The organism is Acinetobacter legionensis, assembly GCF_048551735.1.
Taxonomy (GTDB): Bacteria; Pseudomonadota; Gammaproteobacteria; order Pseudomonadales; family Moraxellaceae; genus Acinetobacter.
The window spans coordinates 207,671-225,008 of record NZ_JBIMBV010000003.1 but is presented as its reverse complement, the minus strand read 5'-3'; the positions used below and the strand labels follow the sequence as shown (position 1 = coordinate 225,008).

Sequence of the window (17,338 nt, the reverse complement as noted above, 5' to 3'; positions counted from 1 at the left end):
GGTTTATAAAAAGATTTAAATGACCCTGTGAATATCAATTAATTTAATGAATTAAATATAAATTGAACATTTTTTCATCATTTAATCATACATAGTGTATCTATAGCTTAGCGACATGGATGTCGCGGTTGAGCGAGGGGTACGCCCTATACCCCTCGCTCAACATGAGCAAAAACAAAGCACTGCTTTGTTTGCAGCGCAAGGTTTGACAATCCCTACGAAAAGCGAGCCATCGCCTACGCAAAACTATGTAAACTTTTCAAGCTAATACGAGGTAGTGCTAATTCTTTAATAATGAGAATCAACTTTTAGAGAAATAGTTTAATCACAAAGTTAAATAGAAAACTTATCTTAAATCACTTCCACCACAACTTTACCAATATGCTCACCTGTATCCATACATGCATGCGCAGCCTGAATTTGATCAAACTTAAATGTTTTATAAATCATTGGTAAACATTCCCCTTTTGCCCACAATGGGACGACATGTTGCATCAAACCTTTGGCAATTTCAGCTTTTTCAGCAGTTGTACGTGCACGCATAGTTGAACCGGTAATAGTGAGGCGTTTCATCATAATCTGTCCCAATTTTACCTCTTTGGCCTTTGCACCGCCCAAAAATGCGATATAGACCAAACGCCCATCTCTACGGAGTAGGTTTAGATTTTGATCTAGATAAGGCGCCCCAACCATGTCAAGAATAATATCAACACCCTCATTTTGGGTCTTTTCAGTAATGACCTGTTCAAAGTCCTGAGTTTTATAATTAATTGCATCAGTCAAATTGCGAATAGCTTGAACTTTCTCATCTGAACCTACAGTTGCAAAGCTTTTCAAACCGAATGATTGCGCTAACATTAATGCGGTTGTACCAATACCACTTGTACCACCATGTACCAATAGTGTTTCACCTGCTTTGGCATGTGCCATTTGAAAAACATTGGCCCATACCGTAAAGAAAGTTTCAGGTATTGCTGCAGCTTGAACAAAACTTACAGCTTCAGGAATATGAATGGTTTGAGATTCTGGCACGACACAATATTCTGCGTAGCCACCACCATTGGTTAATCCACAAATTTTATCGCCCACAGTAAATAAAGTAACATCTTCGCCCACTGCAATCACTTCTCCAGCAACTTCCAAACCAGGAACAGGTGTCACCCCTTTTGGCATAGGATATAAGCCTTGACGCTGTAAAATATCGGGGCGATTAATCCCAAATGCATGGACTTTAATCAAAACTTCATCTACTTTGGGTTGAGGAATTTCTACCGTTTCATAAGCCAGTTTTTCTATACCACCAGGTTCTGTAATAATGACCTGTTGCATATTATTTGTAGACATAATTTCTTTCCTATTCCATTCATTACTTTTCATGTTTTCTGTATTTGAACATAAACCAGTGCATGTGCAAATATTTCACCACCAATGTCTACAAAATATCGTGGGTATCCTTACAAAAATATAATTTTCAAATATTTATACAAATGGCACCAAACGGATAAAGACATAAAAACAAAGATGAAAAAAACAAACTATGTTGTTAATTACAGATCACCATGCGCTCACTTATGATTTAAAAATAGGTTATCGCTTTTAATCGTTATATTTTTGACAATTAAGCATTTAATTCTTAAAGATTTACATGCTTTTTTATTACCGTTTTTTGGCATCAAAAAACTATATTGATCATTTTTTGTTTGCTAATTTAATTTTACCCTGATAATATTCAAACACGAATTAGTTTTACCCTGATAAAAATATTCAAAGGTTTTAAAATGAATACTGAAAACACCTACTCTGCCTTTGTTGGCAATGAGCGTTTAATCACTGATTCTTTGTTAAACGTAGCATTAACCATTAAGACTCAACAAAACACCTCCACACCTGTGTTGATTTTTAATGATCAAACGGGCCAAGCCATTGATGTTAATACCATCGGATCTACAGCAGATATTCAACAACGTTATGCTAAACCTGAAGCGGTTAAAAAAGTTGGCCGTCCTAAATTAGGGGTGATTTCTCGTGAAATCACTTTGCAGCAAAAGCATTGGGATTGGTTAGATCAACAAAGTTCTAGTGCATCTGCTGTGATTCGAAAATTGATTGACCAAGAGTTAAATAACCCTAATTCAGCAAGCAATAAAATGTTGGCAAAACAGGCAACTGATCGTTTTATGTCAGCAATGTCAGGCAATATGCCAAATTATGAGGAAGCCACTCGTGCTTTATATCAAGGTAATCAAGCGCTGTTTTTAGCACTAATTCAAGACTATCCAAAAGATTTACGAGCGTATTTGACTTTAAAAACGCAACATGCTTTTTAACTATAATATTCGCAACTATATAAAAATTAAATGCGCTAAGCCTATAGAATTAGCGCATTTTTTATAATGATCGGCACATGATTGATCATTAAATTATTTTTGTTGTTCGGACTCTTCACAAGTTTGTTTTAAACGTTGCATTGCCATCGGATCCATAGGTGCCGTCATCATTGCATGATAATTATGGCATTCTTTGGTCGGCTCAGGTATTTTCTTCGGTGGGTTTGAAGCACATGCTGTCAACACGCTTGTCATTCCTATCAGTAAAAATATTTTCATTACATGACCTACTATTAAATCTTAACTTGATTTAAAAATAAATTTTATTGCTTGTGCTGTTGTAAGTCTGTTTTGATCACATTCCATAAATGTTAATTCTTCTTATCTTACAGCTTACACAGCCGTGCCGCTCATTAGTTTTAAATAAATTTAGCTGAGCGTTGCAAAAAGTACTCGTCGACTGTTGCTGAGAATAGTAATTTAAAAATCCCTTTATTTATAGCAAAACACACGCTCTAAGTATTAAATAACGCAAAATTCAAAATGCTTTAATCTATATAATGTTGATTAGTATTATCTTATATATATTAAATTTTTTGCATGAAAAAACCCACCTTATGGTGGGTTTCTCTCAATCAATCCAATCTGTTAAAGACGAACCAATTCCACAATTTTTTCAGCCAATTCTTCAACTGCTTCTTGAGCAAATACTACATCAGCACCTTGTTCAACATTCGTCACCACCACAACACCAGTTTGACGAAGCAATGCAACTTGATCGCTTGATAAACCTGCTTTTGCAATCGCAACAACACCTTGTTGAATCAGCAAGCTTTCAAGAGCTTGCGAATGTTCAAGTACTTGAGCAGATACAGCAACCACAGCAGGTTTTTGACCTAAACGTGCAGCACGTGCTTCAGCAGTGACAGGTTCATTGTGTGCAGTCCATTCAACCGCAGCTTCAACCATACCCGCACCAACAGTCACATTACTTAAACGGTCAATGAAGATAAAAGAACCCGTATAACGACTGTCATGATAACGGTCAAATACCACTGGTGCATCAAACTCAATCGTTACATCTGCAATGGCATTTAAATCAAGCTGTTCAACTTGCATTTTTTCCAATGTGTTGACATTGGTACGATAGTTAATCTTCGCAACCTTAGCCGGAATGGTTTGTGTACCAAACTTCACATTATAAAGTTTGCCCAACACTAATGGCTGATCAGTCATCCATACGACTGTCGCACGAGCAGAACGTGAAATGAGCGGTTGCTCACCTGCTTTGACCAAGACATTACCACGCGAAATATCAATTTCATCATTTAACGTTAGAGTTACAGCCTGACCTGCTATAGCATGCGCTAAGTTACCATCAAAAGTGACTATTTCTTTCACTGTTGATTTCTTGCCCGAAGGTAAAGCCACAATTTCATCGCCAACTTTCACTTCACCTAAAGCAATTGTACCGCAGAAACCGCGAAAATCGAGGTTAGGACGGTTCACATATTGCACTGGAAAACGGAACTCATGTTTGCTTACATCATGTGTAATTTCAACAGTTTCCAATGTTTCCATCAAGGTTTTACCCTGATACCACGGCGTATTTGCGGATTTATTTACAACGTTATCGCCATTCAATGCAGAAATTGGCGAGAAGATGATATTGGCAGGTTTACGCTCACCCAATTGATTGACAAAATTATTGTACTCAACTTGAATTTCATTGAAACGTTCTTCAGAGAATTCAACCAAGTCCATTTTGTTAATCGCAACCACAATATTACGAATACCTAATAGGCTCGCAATAAAAGTATGACGACGAGTTTGCGTTTGTACGCCATAACGGGCATCAATCAAGATGATTGCAAGATCTGCGGTAGATGCACCTGTGGCCATGTTACGGGTATATTGTTCATGTCCTGGTGTATCAGCAATAATGAACTTACGCTTTTCAGTAGAAAAATAACGGTATGCCACATCAATGGTAATACCTTGCTCACGTTCAGCTTGTAAACCATCGACAAGCAAGGCCAAGTCAGGTGCATCACCTGTTGTACCCACTTTTTTCGAATCACGGGTGACTGCTTGTAATTGATCTTCGTAAATCAATTTTGAATCGTAAAGTAAACGACCAATTAACGTTGATTTACCATCATCCACATTACCGCATGTCAAAAAACGTAATAGGTCTTTATTTTCATGCTGTTTTAAATATGCCAAGATATCTTGACTAATTAATTCTGATTGATGAGACATTGCTCAAAGCTCCACAATATTTTGAAATCTCTTGCTATATCTTTAAATCCTCCTAAAAGCTCCTTTGATAGCAGAGGACTTTCCTCCATTTTGTTGCTGGAGTTCCCTCCTCTTTTATAAAGAGGGATTAGGGGGGATTCATATAAAAAATCCTTAGAAATAGCCTTCTTGCTTTTTCTTTTCCATCGAACCCGCTTCATCATGGTCAATCATACGACCTTGACGTTCAGAGCTTGTGGCTAAAAGCATTTCTTGGATAATTTCAGGCAGTGTTGTTGCCGTTGATTCAACCGCACCTGTCAACGGGTAACAGCCCAAAGTACGGAAACGTACCGATTTCATTTGTGGAACTTCACCTTCTTTTAAACGCATACGTTCATCATCCACCATGATCAACGTACCACTACGTTCAACAACTGGACGTTCAGCTGCTAAATACAAAGGCACCAAAGGAATACTTTCTTGGTAGATATATTGCCAAATGTCTAACTCAGTCCAGTTTGACAATGGGAATACACGGATACTCTCGCCTTTATTGACTTTACCGTTATAAAGATTCCAAAGCTCTGGACGTTGGTTTTTAGGATCCCAACGGTGCTTAGAATCACGAAAAGAATAAACACGTTCTTTTGCACGTGACTTTTCTTCATCACGGCGTGCACCACCAAATGCAGCATCAAACTGATACTTATCCAAAGCCTGTTTTAAGCCTTGGGTTTTCATAATATCGGTATATTTTGAACTACCATAATCAAATGGATTTACGCCTGCATCTTTACCTTCTTTGTTTTGATGCACGATCAGATGAAAACCGTGTTCTTTTGCCATGTTGTCACGGAATTTAATCATATCCTTAAATTTCCAGCCTGTGTCAACATGCAACAGTGGGAAAGGAAGTTTAGCAGGATAAAATGCTTTTAAAGCAAGATGCAGCATGACAGCTGAGTCTTTCCCGATTGAGTAAAGCATCACTGGATTTTCAAACTCAGCAGCAACTTCACGGATGATATGAATACTCTCAGCTTCAAGCTGTTTTAGATGAGTAAGTCTTTCCTCAGATATAGGCATTGACAGCACCAGCTCACAAAAACGTGTACTTATTACACATATTAAAATTTATATTCATTATAGTGATTTACACCTCAACCCTTTTGCTTGTTTTTTTATATTCATATATAAAAACATCATAAGCAACAACAAGAGATCGGCATGACCACACAAATTATTGCACTAGAACAGATTGATTTTGAGCAATGGCTTCCACTTTGGCGCAGCTATTTAACATTTTATAAATCACAACTCAGTGATGAACAAATAAGATTATCTTGGAAGCGAATCACAAATCCTGAACAAGCTGATATGTTTGGTTTTGCCATCAAAGTAAATGGTCAAGTGGTTGGCTTTGTACATTTGATTGCACATATGAGCATGTGGACAGATTTACCCTATTGTTATCTACAAGATTTATTTGTGGATGAAGCTTTTAGGAATCGAGGTTTAGCACGACAATTAATTGAGCATTGTTATCTGGTCTGCGCAACAAAGTTTGACCGTGTTTATTGGCTCACTCAAGAATACAATATTAGCGCCCAACACCTTTATGATCGTATTGCGAGTAAAACATGATTTATCCAATATAAAAAGGTATTAACATAACTAGGGTCTGTTGACAATTCGTCTACGTTTGCGACTACGAGTGATTTTTAGATGATACAAGGCACGAAATATGAAATTTAGTCATTCTAAATAAATAGTTCGTAACGATGTAGCAGCAAAAAACACTCTAGTCCCCCGCTGCGCCTTGCGCTGCAAACAAAGCAGTGCTTTGTTCTTGCTCAGGGTTGTGGCTAAAATTATCTCAGTCTGCGTTATGAAACTCGTAAATAGTCTCGCTATTCTCTTCGTTTCATGCCTTGCCTGCTCAATTTTAACCTACAACGCAAGCCATTTATGAAATGTCAACAGACCCTAATAGATGTAATTCATTTAATAATGACCGTCAAATGCTCACGCTTCAAAAAGATCAAGCCTAAACATAAAAAAGGCTCACCTTTTTCAAGTCAGCCTTAAAAAATATTAAAGATCTGTGTAGCAAATAATTCAATCAACAATCAAAAACTAAAAATCGCTTCTAGAATTTAAAGAAGCGATTTTAGCTTAGTCCCAACTTATCAAACTGTATATGCTTAAAATTAGATATATACAGCCGATAACTCAGGTCTTAATGGCCGAATAATGCTTTATCTAAAGGAATTTCGATTCCTACAGAAGCACCTGCATCATTGCCATGTAGATCAGAATCACTGACCCAACCATTAATTTTTAATGGCATGGTCGGTTTAATATAATGTGTCCAAGTTAAATCTAATGCTTTAATTTTGTCTTTTTCTGGGAAGGCTAAGTTGATTTGCTTATCACCAAAGAGAGCAGCAGATTGGTTAACTTTGGCATACAGTGCACGACCAGATAAACGATTCATCACATCAAAACGAATATCACCACCGACAGAAATCATTTCACCATCACCACCCATTGCATGTCCCAATGGGAAACCTTGTTGGTAATAACCATCTTTATAGACATGGTGACTATAAGAAACACCTAATGGATCACCATTTGTTTCTGTATTCGCCCATTCAACATAAAGCTGATATGGTAAATTTTTAAAGCTTGATGAATAGTCAGCACCAGCTAAATACATTTTTTTAGATGGTAATAGACCCGCTTCATCTTCACCAATATATTGCCCATAAAAACTCATAGGAACATTCAGCAAAGACTGAAGATTTAAACGCGCATCAAATCCAGCAAGCTGATTGGATGGATTACCCACCCCCGTACAAGTGCTATCTGCACACTCATTGTCTTTTCCAATAAAAGCATTCCAATAAGCTTTTGCACTTCCTGGTTGACCCTCTCCATCAATTTGGAAAGCGCGTGATGCACCGATTTCCAAATAAGGTAAAGGTTGAGCAGTTAAGCGCAATCCCATTAAACGTGCATCAGGTACAGCCGTATAATCATTTAACTGTCCAGCAAATGCTTGATATTGCCAAGGACCAATCCAAGACAACCATTTAGATTCAAAAGCCTTTTGTTCAGCACGCTGTACAGTAAAGCCATACACAGGACGGCTGGCATCACCACGAATCAAACTACCATCATGTCCCGGCCCCCAATATGTTGGGATTTGACCCGCAATAACCCATTGATTCCATAACTTCCCAGCAATATATGAACCTTCCACATTGACATCTTGACCATTGTCAATTTGCGGATCTTTTTCACCATTGACACGAAGCTTTGCATCCCAATTCTCGCCACCCGCATTGAATTCTAATGAACCCACATATTGTGCTTTTGCACTATCCCCAAAAGCTTGAGGAATATTTTTTTGATCAGTTTCGGCAAATAAACCTAATTTTGCAGTTTGATTATCTGCTTTTAAGGCATTTTGAATTGAATCAATAACTTTTTGTTGAGTATTGTTTAAAACTTTTGCTTGAGATAAGGCACGTTGAATTTCATCCCCACTCATCGGCCAAGTCGATGTACTGATTTGTATCACACCTTGTTGATTTAACCAGTTCAAATCTGTGCGAAGATCTTCATTATTTAATACGATTCCCTGTGCAAATACAGGTAAAGACATTCCAAGTAATACAGCAGCACAAAGTGATTTTCTTAAATACATGCTCATTGTTCTCAAGTTTGATTTACAAACACACCTTAATTTTTTTATAAGTTTTTTTCAATGGTGAAATTGTGTTATTCATATTTTAAAATTCCATTATCCAAAAGAAAAAGAGTGCACCAAAGTGCACTCTTTTTCTTTTAAATTCAGATAATAACGATCATTCAATTTTTAAAAAATCGCCATCTCTAACTTTTAAATTAAAATACTTTTAAAAATAGCCAGAATAAACCACCTGATAAACAAATCGTTGCAGGTAAGGTAAAAATCCATGCAGAAAGAATCGTTTTGACTGTTGCAAAATTCAATCCAGTTTTATTGGCGACCATGGTTCCTGCAACCGCACTGTTGAGTACATGAGTCGTTGAAACGGGTAAACCAAAGCCATCTGCAGCAGCGATTGTCGACATTGCCACAAGCTCAGCAGACATCCCTTGACCGTAGGTCATATGATGTTTACCAATACGCTCGCCCACAGTAACCACAATACGTTTCCATCCCACCATTGTTCCTAAACCCAATGCCAATGCCACAGCAACTTTTACCCAGTTTGGAATATATTGGAGGAAAGAATCTAAGTTTTTGCGATACTCTTTTACCACTTTGCCTTGAGCTTCATCCATTTTTGGAAGTTGATCCGCTTTATCCAAGCGTTTAAAAGCCGTGGTGCTTAAGTACATATCATTACGTAATGAAGATACTTCAGCTTCTGGAATATCTTTGAGATCACCAAATTTACCAACACGCTCGCCCAAATGATCAGTCAAACTGGCCAATGCTGGAACAACTTCAGGATTCATTTCTTTGGTTTGGATAAATTTAGTGATGGTTACACGCGCTTGTTCATCTGGAATATCGGCATGCTGTGCATAAATTGCCGTCGCAGTTTGACCAGATAATTGTGAGAATGACTGTAAATGCTGTTGGTCTAATCCTCTATTCAACGAATAAGCCAAAGGCACAATACCAATCAAAATCAACATGATTAACCCCATACCTTTTTGACCATCATTTGAACCATGTGCAAAGCTCACACCTGTACAGGTGAAAATCAGAACCGCACGAATCAATGGTGGTGGTGGTTTATTGCCTTCAGGGGGTTGGAACAACTCAAGTTGCTTTTTAAATATTTTTTTAACAATCAAAAATACAATTGCTGCAAATGCAAAACCAATCAAAGGAGAAAACAGTAATGCTTTACCCACTTTAAGCACTTGATCCATGTCTACACCACTTGCACCCGTTGAAGCATGCAAAATGTAGTTCATGATGCCTACACCCAAAATTGAGCCAATCAAGGTGTGAGAGCTTGATGCCGGAATACCTAAGAACCAAGTGCCTAAATTCCACAGAATCGCCGCAATTAGCATGGCAAAAACCATAGCAAAACCAGCGCCACTGCCTACATTCATGATCAGTTCAACAGGAAGCAATGCAATAATTCCATACGCAACTGCACCACTGGCAACCATTACCCCAAGGAAGTTACAAAAGCCTGCCCACATGACTGCTACAGGCGCAGGCAATGCATTGGTATAAATCACGGTTGCTACAGCATTGGCTGTATCATGAAAACCATTTACAAACTCAAAACCCAAAGCGATAAACAACGCTGTCGCTAAAAGAATCACTGAGTAGAGGCTTAACGGTGGAACATGTGCTAAATCTGCACTAACTTGCACCCCAATGTAGATTAAGGTAGCAATGATAATCGTCAGAAACACCGGCATAAAAAATTTCGGTGTAGGGACGTGCACATTCGTCGATTGAACGGGTTTAGGTGACTGTGCAGAATCTGTGACGGGAGGTAAATTCGAATTCATGCAGAAAGTTAGCGAATATTAGAATGCGCTTATTGTTCAATTAAATTGTGACAATTATATGACAAATAGAGGTCATATGAAGTGAAATTTATAATTATTTCACCTCAGTGTTTCGCTACATAAGCGACAAAATTAATATTTTTATTATTTATAATTAGTATCTTAAACCAATAAAACCAATATAACTTGAGCAAAATATTTTATTTTAATCTGAAATAATATTTGTAATATTTCAGATCAATTTGAACTATTTATCATTTGGTATTGCTATTTTTCATGAAATTTATGACAAATTGATGAAAAAACAAACATACTTTTAACTTTATTTTTACATATGTTCCAATAAATCCCGCTTACCTAATCCAAGCAAGTTTAACGCCAACAATTGCCCTACACTAAAAAAGTATCCTATATCTTCAACGAATCGTCTTAAATTAAATGTGCCAGACCAATAAATAGATCATCTGAACAATATCCCACCCATTTTAAAAACCTTGCGCTAACACGCCGATCAATCATTTACTTTTCAATCGATACATAAAATGATTACGAACAAAACCTAGTATATTGTAAATACCAATGATATAAAAAGATCAAAAAAAACCTAACCCAATGATTTTTTATAATTTTACAGATCAAAAATCTACAATCAGGAAGTACATCAAGACTGGTACCTTGAAAGTCTACATTCTGATAACATATCGGCTATTTTTAAAATCCGATTTTATTGAGAGTTTTAATGTCCACGCTTACCACGTTAAAAGAGCTTCTTGCCCAACGCATCCTAATTATTGATGGTGCGATGGGAACTATGATCCAACGCCATAAACTGGAAGAAGTTGATTACCGTGGTGAGCGTTTTGCTGATTGGGCATCTGACTTAAAAGGTAACAATGACCTTTTAGTGTTAACTCAACCCCAAATTATTCAAGGCATCCATGAAGCTTACCTAGATGCTGGTGCTGACATTATTGAAACCAATAGCTTTAACGGTACACGTGTTTCAATGTCTGACTATCACATGGAAGATTTAGTCCATGAGATCAACTTTGAAGCAGCCCGACTTGCCAAAGCTGCTTGTGAAAAATACTCAACCCCTGACAAACCACGTTTTGTTGCTGGAGTATTGGGGCCTACATCACGTACCTGCTCGATCTCACCGAATGTAAATGATCCAGCGTTTCGCAACATTACCTTTGATGAACTCAAAGAAAATTATATTGAAGCCACACATGCTTTAATTGAAGGTGGTGCAGACATCCTTCTCATTGAAACTGTGTTTGATACTTTAAACTGTAAAGCAGCAATTTTTGCGGTAAAAGAAGTCTTTAAACAACTTGGCCGTGAATTACCGCTGATGATTTCAGGCACAATTACGGATGCTTCTGGTCGTACCTTAACAGGACAAACTGCAGAAGCATTTTGGAACTCTGTTCGTCACGGCGATTTATTGTCAATTGGATTTAACTGCGCCTTAGGTGCAGATGCCATGCGTCCACATGTCAAAACTGTATCAGATGTTGCGGATGTTTTTGTTTCAGCGCATCCAAACGCTGGCTTACCAAACGCATTTGGTGGCTATGATGAAACACCAGAAGAAACAGCTGCCTTCTTAAAAGAATTTGCTGAAAGTGGCTTAATCAATATCACTGGTGGATGTTGTGGTACCACACCTGACCATATTCGTGCCATTTATAATGCGGTTAAAGACATCCCACCGCGTAAAATTCCAGACATCAAACCTGCATGTCGCCTCAGTGGTTTAGAGCCATTTAATATTTATGACGACTCATTGTTTGTCAATGTTGGTGAACGTACCAATGTCACTGGTTCTAAAAAATTCCTCCGTTTAATCCGTGAAGAAAACTTTGCAGAAGCACTCGATGTTGCATTACAACAAGTAGTTTCAGGCGCACAAATCATTGACATCAATATGGATGAAGGAATGCTCGATTCGCAAAACGCGATGGTACATTTCTTAAATCTGGTTGCATCTGAGCCTGAAATCTCTAAAGTACCAATCATGATTGACTCCTCTAAATGGGAAATCATTGAAGCAGGTCTAAAATGTGTACAAGGTAAACCTGTTGTTAACTCCATTTCCTTAAAAGAAGGTTATGATGAGTTTGTCCATAAAGCACGTTTGTGTCGCCAATATGGTGCAGCTGTCATTGTGATGGCATTTGATGAAACAGGTCAGGCAGATACTGCCGCACGTAAACGTGAAATCTGTAAGCGCTCTTATGATGTGTTGGTCAATGAAGTTGGTTTTCCTGCGGAAGACATTATTTTTGATCCGAACGTTTTTGCTGTTGCAACGGGGATTGAAGAACACAATAACTATGCTGTGGACTTTATTGAAGCAACCGGCTGGATTAAACAAAACTTACCACATGCCATGATTTCTGGTGGTGTGTCTAACGTGTCGTTCTCTTTCCGTGGCAATGAACCTGTCCGTGAAGCCATTCACTCTGTATTCCTTTACTATGCCATCAAACAAGGCATGACCATGGGAATTGTCAATGCGGGTCAAATGGCCATCTATGATGATATTCCTAAGGAGCTGAAAGCCGCTGTTGAAGATGTCATTCTCAACCAGAATCAAGGTGACAGCGGTCAAGATGCAACAGAAAAATTGCTTGAAGTTGCTGAACAGTACCGTGGTCAAAGTGCTGCCCAAAAACAGGTTGAAAACCTTGAATGGCGTAATGAACCTGTTGAAAAGCGTCTTGAATATGCATTGGTCAAAGGGATTACCAGCTTTATCGATGAAGATACTGAAGAAGCCCGCTTAAAGTCCAAACGTCCACTTGATGTGATTGAAGGTCCATTGATGGACGGTATGAATGTGGTCGGTGACTTATTCGGCTCAGGTAAAATGTTCTTACCTCAAGTGGTTAAATCTGCACGGGTGATGAAACAAGCCGTAGCATGGTTAAACCCGTACATTGAAGCCGAAAAAACAGGCAGCCAATCCAAAGGTAAAGTGTTGATGGCGACTGTAAAAGGCGATGTACACGATATTGGTAAAAACATTGTCGGTGTTGTACTGGGGTGTAATGGTTATGACATTGTTGACCTTGGTGTCATGGTGTCTTGCGAGAAAATTTTACAGACTGCAATTGATGAAAAAGTCGATATTATCGGCTTATCAGGTTTGATTACCCCATCGCTTGATGAAATGGTGTTTGTTGCAAAAGAAATGCAGCGCAAGGGTTTTAAAATTCCACTGTTGATTGGTGGCGCAACTACATCGAAAGCACACACTGCAGTAAAAATTGATCCTCAATACTCAAATGATGCAGTGATCTATGTTGCCGATGCTTCTCGTGCGGTGGGTGTTGCAACCACCCTGTTGTCTCCCGAAATGAAGCCTAAATTTGTGGATGAACATCGTGCTGAATATGAAAAAGTACGTGAACGTATTGCCAACAAGCAACCGAAAGCAGCTAAATTGTCGTATACAGAATCCATTGAAAATGGTCTAAAAATTGACTTTGCCGCCAATCCACCAGTAAAACCTAACTTTATTGGTTTGCAAACCTTAACCCATTACCCTCTTGATACGTTAGTAGAATATTTTGACTGGACGCCATTCTTTATTTCTTGGAGTTTGGCGGGTAAATTCCCGAAAATTTTACAAGATGACGTGGTCGGTGAAGCTGCGACTGATTTGTATAATCAAGCTCAAGCGATGCTCAAAGACATTATTGACAATAAGCGTTTCGATGCGCGTGCCGTTTTTGGGATTTATCCTGCAAACCGTTCAGCCGCAGACTCTGTTGAGGTCTTTAATGAAGATGGTCAATCTGTAACCCATACCTTCCATCATATTCGTCAGCAATCAGATAAAGTTACAGGTAAACCTAATTTGTCTTTGGCTGATTTTGTTGCAACCAAAGCACAAGCCGAAGACTACTTGGGTGGTTTTACCGTTTCAATTTTTGGTGCGGAAGAAATGACGCATGAGTACAAAGCCAAAGGTGATGATTATTCTGCCATTCTTGCTCAGTCCTTAGGTGACCGTTTTGCTGAAGCATTTGCTGAACATTTGCATGAGCGTATTCGTAAAGAGTTCTGGGGCTATCAAGCCGATGAGCAACTGTCGAATGAAGAATTAATTAAAGAAAAGTATGTCGGTATTCGCCCTGCACCGGGCTACCCAGCTTGTCCTGAGCATTCTGAAAAAGCATCTTTGTTTGATTGGTTAGGCACCACGGATAAGATTGGTACGCAATTGACCAGCAGTTTTGCAATGTGGCCACCATCAAGTGTCAGTGGTTTCTACTATGCCAACCCACAGTCTGAATACTTTAACGTGGGTAAAATTGCGTTGGATCAGCTAGAAGATTATGCAAAGCGTAAGAATTGGACTTTGGATGAAGCCAAACGTTGGTTAGCACCGAATTTGGATGATTCGATTGCTTAGATTTATTTAAATCTCCCCTAACCCCTCTTTTCAAAGAGGGGAACTGCACGTCTCGATTGAATTACGTGAAAGCTCGTCCCTGAACAAGTTTAAAGTATTACTTTAAAACGAAGTTCAAGAAGGAGGGAATAGCTCGAATCGAAGACCATCATCCAATTCACGGCAGGTCCCCCTTTATCAAAGGGAGATTTAGGGGGATTCCAAATGCTGACTCGCCACATCAAAAACCTTCGAAATCCCCCTATCAATTTCCAGCAAAATTTTTCCATTATCAAATCTTAAAATAACTAAGCCTTGCTGAGTCAATGCTTCATCACGGATACGATCAGCTTCTAAACCCTCATCCGTATAATGCTGCCCACCATCGCATTCAATCACCAAATTTATAGCAGGACAGTAAAAATCGACGATGTAATTTAAAATCGGTTTCTGACGATAAAACTGTAAACCTAAAATTTGCTTGTGTCGTAACTTTAACCAAAGCAATAATTCTGCATCCGTCATATTATTCCTAAGATCACGAGACAGTTATTTTAAGTTTTTGTTATCGGGTTGCATTGCTGTTCTTCTTTTTAAATTTATTTAATCTTTTCCAATTGCCCGTTCTTACACTTCATTTTCAGCAAGCAATATTGCAAATCCAATACCATCATAAAATTCGCAACATTCCCCTCTTCAAAAAAGAGGGAAACTGCGATTTTAGCAGCACAAAGGAATATTTTTATATTAAAAAACCAATTCCCTCATACAAAATCCCGTCAATTAAAGGGATTTATCTAAAAAAACTACGATCCAATAACCCCCCAAAAAAAAATGGCCTGAATCTATACCTATTACTTTCTAAAATTAGACAACAAATTATTGGTAATCGACTTATTATTTTCAACGATTCTGGTCTTTTTGGCCTTTGCTGATTGATCTTCAACGCGTTCAATTTTGGTTGCTTTTAACTTGCCGTTATTTTCAACAACGATAAATTTAACTCTTTCATTTCGCTTTGGCTCACCCTCTGCAAGCGGAAAATCCGAAATATGAAAGAAAATATCTTGTTCAAGTCCACCAATAAAGCCAAAGCCTCTATCGGCATCGTATTGTTTAATTTTTCCTTGTTGGAATTCAGGCTTCATACATATTACTCATCGCGGTACACAATCGCTGTATTATACCCTGATCTTGATCAATAGATAAAATAGCAAAAAATAGTCTTGCTTCATCCTAATTGCAGCGATAAAAAAGCCCACTTTTCAGCAGGCTTCTATACAACTTGAGTTCTAATGCGCATGTCCTGCGCCGACATTCCCTTTCGGTTTTGGACATAACCAAATAATCAATCCTGCGAAAATAAAAATCATCGCAAAAATTAAAAACACATGATTAACCGAAAGCGTTAAAGCCTCTTTATCGACCAAATTTGAAATGGTACCCAACGCCATTTCAGGACTAAAGCCACTGTTGACCAAGTTACGTTGAGTTTCCTCAACATGCATAGTCGACACGATTTCACTACGTGCCAGCTTGGTATGATCATCCCAAATGGTCACCGCAATAGATGCACCAATAGCCCCTGCCATAGTTCGCATAAAGTTCATCAAACCTGCAGCAGAAGCCACTTCATCTGGACGTACCACACCTAAAGCAATATTAGACAGTGGGATAAAGAAGAACGGTACCGCGAAACCTTGAATAATCTGTGGTAACGCCAGCGCCATAAAGTCAGCATCACTGGTCCAAAATGAACGCATTAATGTAACGCCACCTAAAATCATCAGACCAAAACTCGACAAGGCTCTGGGGTCGTATTTAGTCGCAAGTTTGGCAACCACTGGCGACATCATCAAACTACCAAAGCCCATCGTCGCAGTCAGATAACCTGCCCAAGATGCGGTATAGCCCAAGTTAATCTGTAACCATTGTGGAATGAGCACAATACTGCCAAAGAATGCTGCAAAGGCAAAAGCCAATGAGATTGTTGCTATAGTAAAACCACGGTATCGGAAAATTTGTATATTGACGATAGGATGTTTTTCATAATATTCCCAGATGAAAAAGGCGATAAATCCAACTACCAAAATCACAGCCAAAATACAAATAAAGCTGTTATTAAACCAATCTCGCTCATGCCCCAAATCGAGCATTAACTGTAATGCGCCAATCCAAATGATCAGCAGCGTTAAGCCAATGGTATCAATCGGGAGTTTAGCAATCGGTGTTTCAGCAACTTTTAATAGACGCATCACCCCAACAGCACAGATCACACCCACTGGAATATTGATAAAGAAAATCCAATGCCATGACCAGTTATCACTGATCGTACCGCCTAAAATAGGACCTAGAATCGGTCCAACAACGGTCGTCATTGCCCACATCCCCATTGCTTGAGAATGCTTTTCGGGTGGGAAAATACGCATCAACAAAGTTTGACTGAGTGGCATGATTGGACCACCAAATAAACCCTGTCCGATCCGGCAGATCACTAACATCGCCAAGCTATTGGATAAGCCACAAAGAATTGAAAATGTGGTAAAGCCAATCAGACTGATGGTAAATACCCGAACAGCACCAAAACGTCCTGCGAGCCACCCCGTTAAAGGTACACAGATGGCTTCAGCAACAGCATAGGAAGTAATCACCCAAGTCCCTTGAGAACTTGATACTGCTAAACTTCCAGTAATATGAGGCACAGAAACATTGGCAATGGTCATATCCAGTACGACCATAAAATTGGCAAGTGCTAAAAAGAAGGCGGCAAGAAGTAAACGCCCACCTTTAAGCTCACTTTGAAACGTTGCTGTATTCATAAGTG

The 17,338-nt window shown here is 38.7% G+C and carries 13 protein-coding genes; 4 read left to right on the top strand and 9 right to left on the bottom strand.

The features are described from left to right. Positions 1–115: 115 nt before the first annotated feature. Positions 116–268 (top strand): hypothetical protein, encoded by a 153-nt coding sequence (locus tag ACG9ZL_RS04320; RefSeq protein WP_419327563.1) that lies wholly within the window; start codon positions 116–118, stop codon positions 266–268. Positions 269–351: 83 nt separating this feature from the next. Here the strand turns inward: ACG9ZL_RS04320 and ACG9ZL_RS04315 are convergent, their stop codons facing one another. After that, on the bottom strand, positions 352–1,344 hold the full coding sequence (locus ACG9ZL_RS04315) for an NAD(P)H-quinone oxidoreductase (protein WP_419327562.1): 993 nt from the start codon (positions 1,342–1,344) through the stop codon (positions 352–354). 434 nt (positions 1,345–1,778) lie between these two features. Between ACG9ZL_RS04315 and ACG9ZL_RS04310 the strand changes: the two genes are divergently transcribed. After that, complete coding sequence (locus ACG9ZL_RS04310) at positions 1,779–2,327, top strand: DUF2239 family protein (RefSeq protein WP_336952928.1); 549 nt, start codon at positions 1,779–1,781, stop codon at positions 2,325–2,327. 93 nt (positions 2,328–2,420) lie between these two features. Here ACG9ZL_RS04310 and ACG9ZL_RS04305 read toward each other — a convergent pair whose 3' ends face one another. The 3 genes from ACG9ZL_RS04305 to cysD all read right to left on the bottom strand — a co-directional run bounded on the left by ACG9ZL_RS04305 (position 2,421) and on the right by cysD (position 5,651). Next, positions 2,421–2,606, bottom strand: a complete 186-nt coding sequence (locus ACG9ZL_RS04305) for a hypothetical protein (protein WP_419359198.1) — start codon at positions 2,604–2,606, stop codon at positions 2,421–2,423. A gap of 369 nt (positions 2,607–2,975) precedes the next feature. Next, on the bottom strand, positions 2,976–4,589 hold the full coding sequence (gene cysN, locus ACG9ZL_RS04300; protein WP_419359196.1) for a sulfate adenylyltransferase subunit CysN: 1,614 nt from the start codon (positions 4,587–4,589) through the stop codon (positions 2,976–2,978). 153 nt (positions 4,590–4,742) lie between these two features. Then, on the bottom strand, positions 4,743–5,651 hold the full coding sequence (cysD, locus tag ACG9ZL_RS04295) for a sulfate adenylyltransferase subunit CysD (RefSeq protein WP_419359212.1): 909 nt from the start codon (positions 5,649–5,651) through the stop codon (positions 4,743–4,745). A gap of 147 nt (positions 5,652–5,798) precedes the next feature. Here cysD and ACG9ZL_RS04290 point away from each other — a divergent pair, with 147 nt between their 5' ends. Beyond that, positions 5,799–6,215 carry a GNAT family N-acetyltransferase gene (locus tag ACG9ZL_RS04290; protein ID WP_419359194.1) on the top strand — a complete coding sequence of 139 codons (417 nt, stop codon included), beginning with the start codon at positions 5,799–5,801 and terminating at the stop codon, positions 6,213–6,215. A gap of 595 nt (positions 6,216–6,810) precedes the next feature. Here the strand turns inward: ACG9ZL_RS04290 and ACG9ZL_RS04285 are convergent. Both ACG9ZL_RS04285 and ACG9ZL_RS04280 read right to left on the bottom strand, forming a co-directional pair. After that, positions 6,811–8,283 carry a capsule assembly Wzi family protein gene (locus tag ACG9ZL_RS04285; RefSeq protein WP_234622535.1) on the bottom strand — a complete coding sequence of 491 codons (1,473 nt, stop codon included), beginning with the start codon at positions 8,281–8,283 and terminating at the stop codon, positions 6,811–6,813. 200 nt (positions 8,284–8,483) lie between these two features. Continuing rightward, positions 8,484–10,106 carry an inorganic phosphate transporter gene (locus ACG9ZL_RS04280; protein WP_336952934.1) on the bottom strand — a complete coding sequence of 541 codons (1,623 nt, stop codon included), beginning with the start codon at positions 10,104–10,106 and terminating at the stop codon, positions 8,484–8,486. Positions 10,107–10,845: 739 nt separating this feature from the next. Here ACG9ZL_RS04280 and metH point away from each other — a divergent pair. Beyond that, positions 10,846–14,535 (top strand): methionine synthase, encoded by a 3,690-nt coding sequence (gene metH, locus ACG9ZL_RS04275; protein WP_419359192.1) that lies wholly within the window; start codon positions 10,846–10,848, stop codon positions 14,533–14,535. A 189-nt stretch (positions 14,536–14,724) separates the two neighbouring features. Here metH and ACG9ZL_RS04270 read toward each other — a convergent pair whose 3' ends face one another. The 3 genes from ACG9ZL_RS04270 to ACG9ZL_RS04260 all read right to left on the bottom strand — a co-directional run bounded on the left by ACG9ZL_RS04270 (position 14,725) and on the right by ACG9ZL_RS04260 (position 17,333). After that, positions 14,725–15,063, bottom strand: coding sequence for an endonuclease domain-containing protein (locus ACG9ZL_RS04270; protein ID WP_419359210.1), 339 nt, complete (start codon positions 15,061–15,063; stop codon positions 14,725–14,727). Positions 15,064–15,368: 305 nt separating this feature from the next. Then, positions 15,369–15,662, bottom strand: coding sequence for a cold-shock protein (locus ACG9ZL_RS04265; protein WP_004819352.1), 294 nt, complete (start codon positions 15,660–15,662; stop codon positions 15,369–15,371). Between the two features lie 144 nt (positions 15,663–15,806). Beyond that, positions 15,807–17,333, bottom strand: coding sequence for a DHA2 family efflux MFS transporter permease subunit (locus ACG9ZL_RS04260; protein WP_419327558.1), 1,527 nt, complete (start codon positions 17,331–17,333; stop codon positions 15,807–15,809). Positions 17,334–17,338 lie beyond the last annotated feature (5 nt).

What these genes read in the sequence shown, in the direction of transcription:
- ACG9ZL_RS04310 (WP_336952928.1), top strand. Translation starts at nt 1,779, where the DNA reads ATGAATACTGAAAACACCTACTCTGCCTTTGTTGGCAATGAGCGTTTA.
- metH (WP_419359192.1), top strand. Translation starts at nt 10,846, where the DNA reads ATGTCCACGCTTACCACGTTAAAAGAGCTTCTTGCCCAACGCATCCTA.
- ACG9ZL_RS04305 (WP_419359198.1), bottom strand. Translation starts at nt 2,606, where the DNA reads ATGAAAATATTTTTACTGATAGGAATGACAAGCGTGTTGACAGCATGT.
- ACG9ZL_RS04280 (WP_336952934.1), bottom strand. Translation starts at nt 10,106, where the DNA reads ATGAATTCGAATTTACCTCCCGTCACAGATTCTGCACAGTCACCTAAA.
- ACG9ZL_RS04285 (WP_234622535.1), bottom strand. Translation starts at nt 8,283, where the DNA reads ATGTATTTAAGAAAATCACTTTGTGCTGCTGTATTACTTGGAATGTCT.
- ACG9ZL_RS04290 (WP_419359194.1), top strand. Translation starts at nt 5,799, where the DNA reads ATGACCACACAAATTATTGCACTAGAACAGATTGATTTTGAGCAATGG.
- ACG9ZL_RS04320 (WP_419327563.1), top strand. Translation starts at nt 116, where the DNA reads ATGGATGTCGCGGTTGAGCGAGGGGTACGCCCTATACCCCTCGCTCAA.
- ACG9ZL_RS04260 (WP_419327558.1), bottom strand. Translation starts at nt 17,333, where the DNA reads ATGAATACAGCAACGTTTCAAAGTGAGCTTAAAGGTGGGCGTTTACTT.
- ACG9ZL_RS04315 (WP_419327562.1), bottom strand. Translation starts at nt 1,344, where the DNA reads ATGTCTACAAATAATATGCAACAGGTCATTATTACAGAACCTGGTGGT.
- cysN (WP_419359196.1), bottom strand. Translation starts at nt 4,589, where the DNA reads ATGTCTCATCAATCAGAATTAATTAGTCAAGATATCTTGGCATATTTA.
- ACG9ZL_RS04265 (WP_004819352.1), bottom strand. Translation starts at nt 15,662, where the DNA reads ATGAAGCCTGAATTCCAACAAGGAAAAATTAAACAATACGATGCCGAT.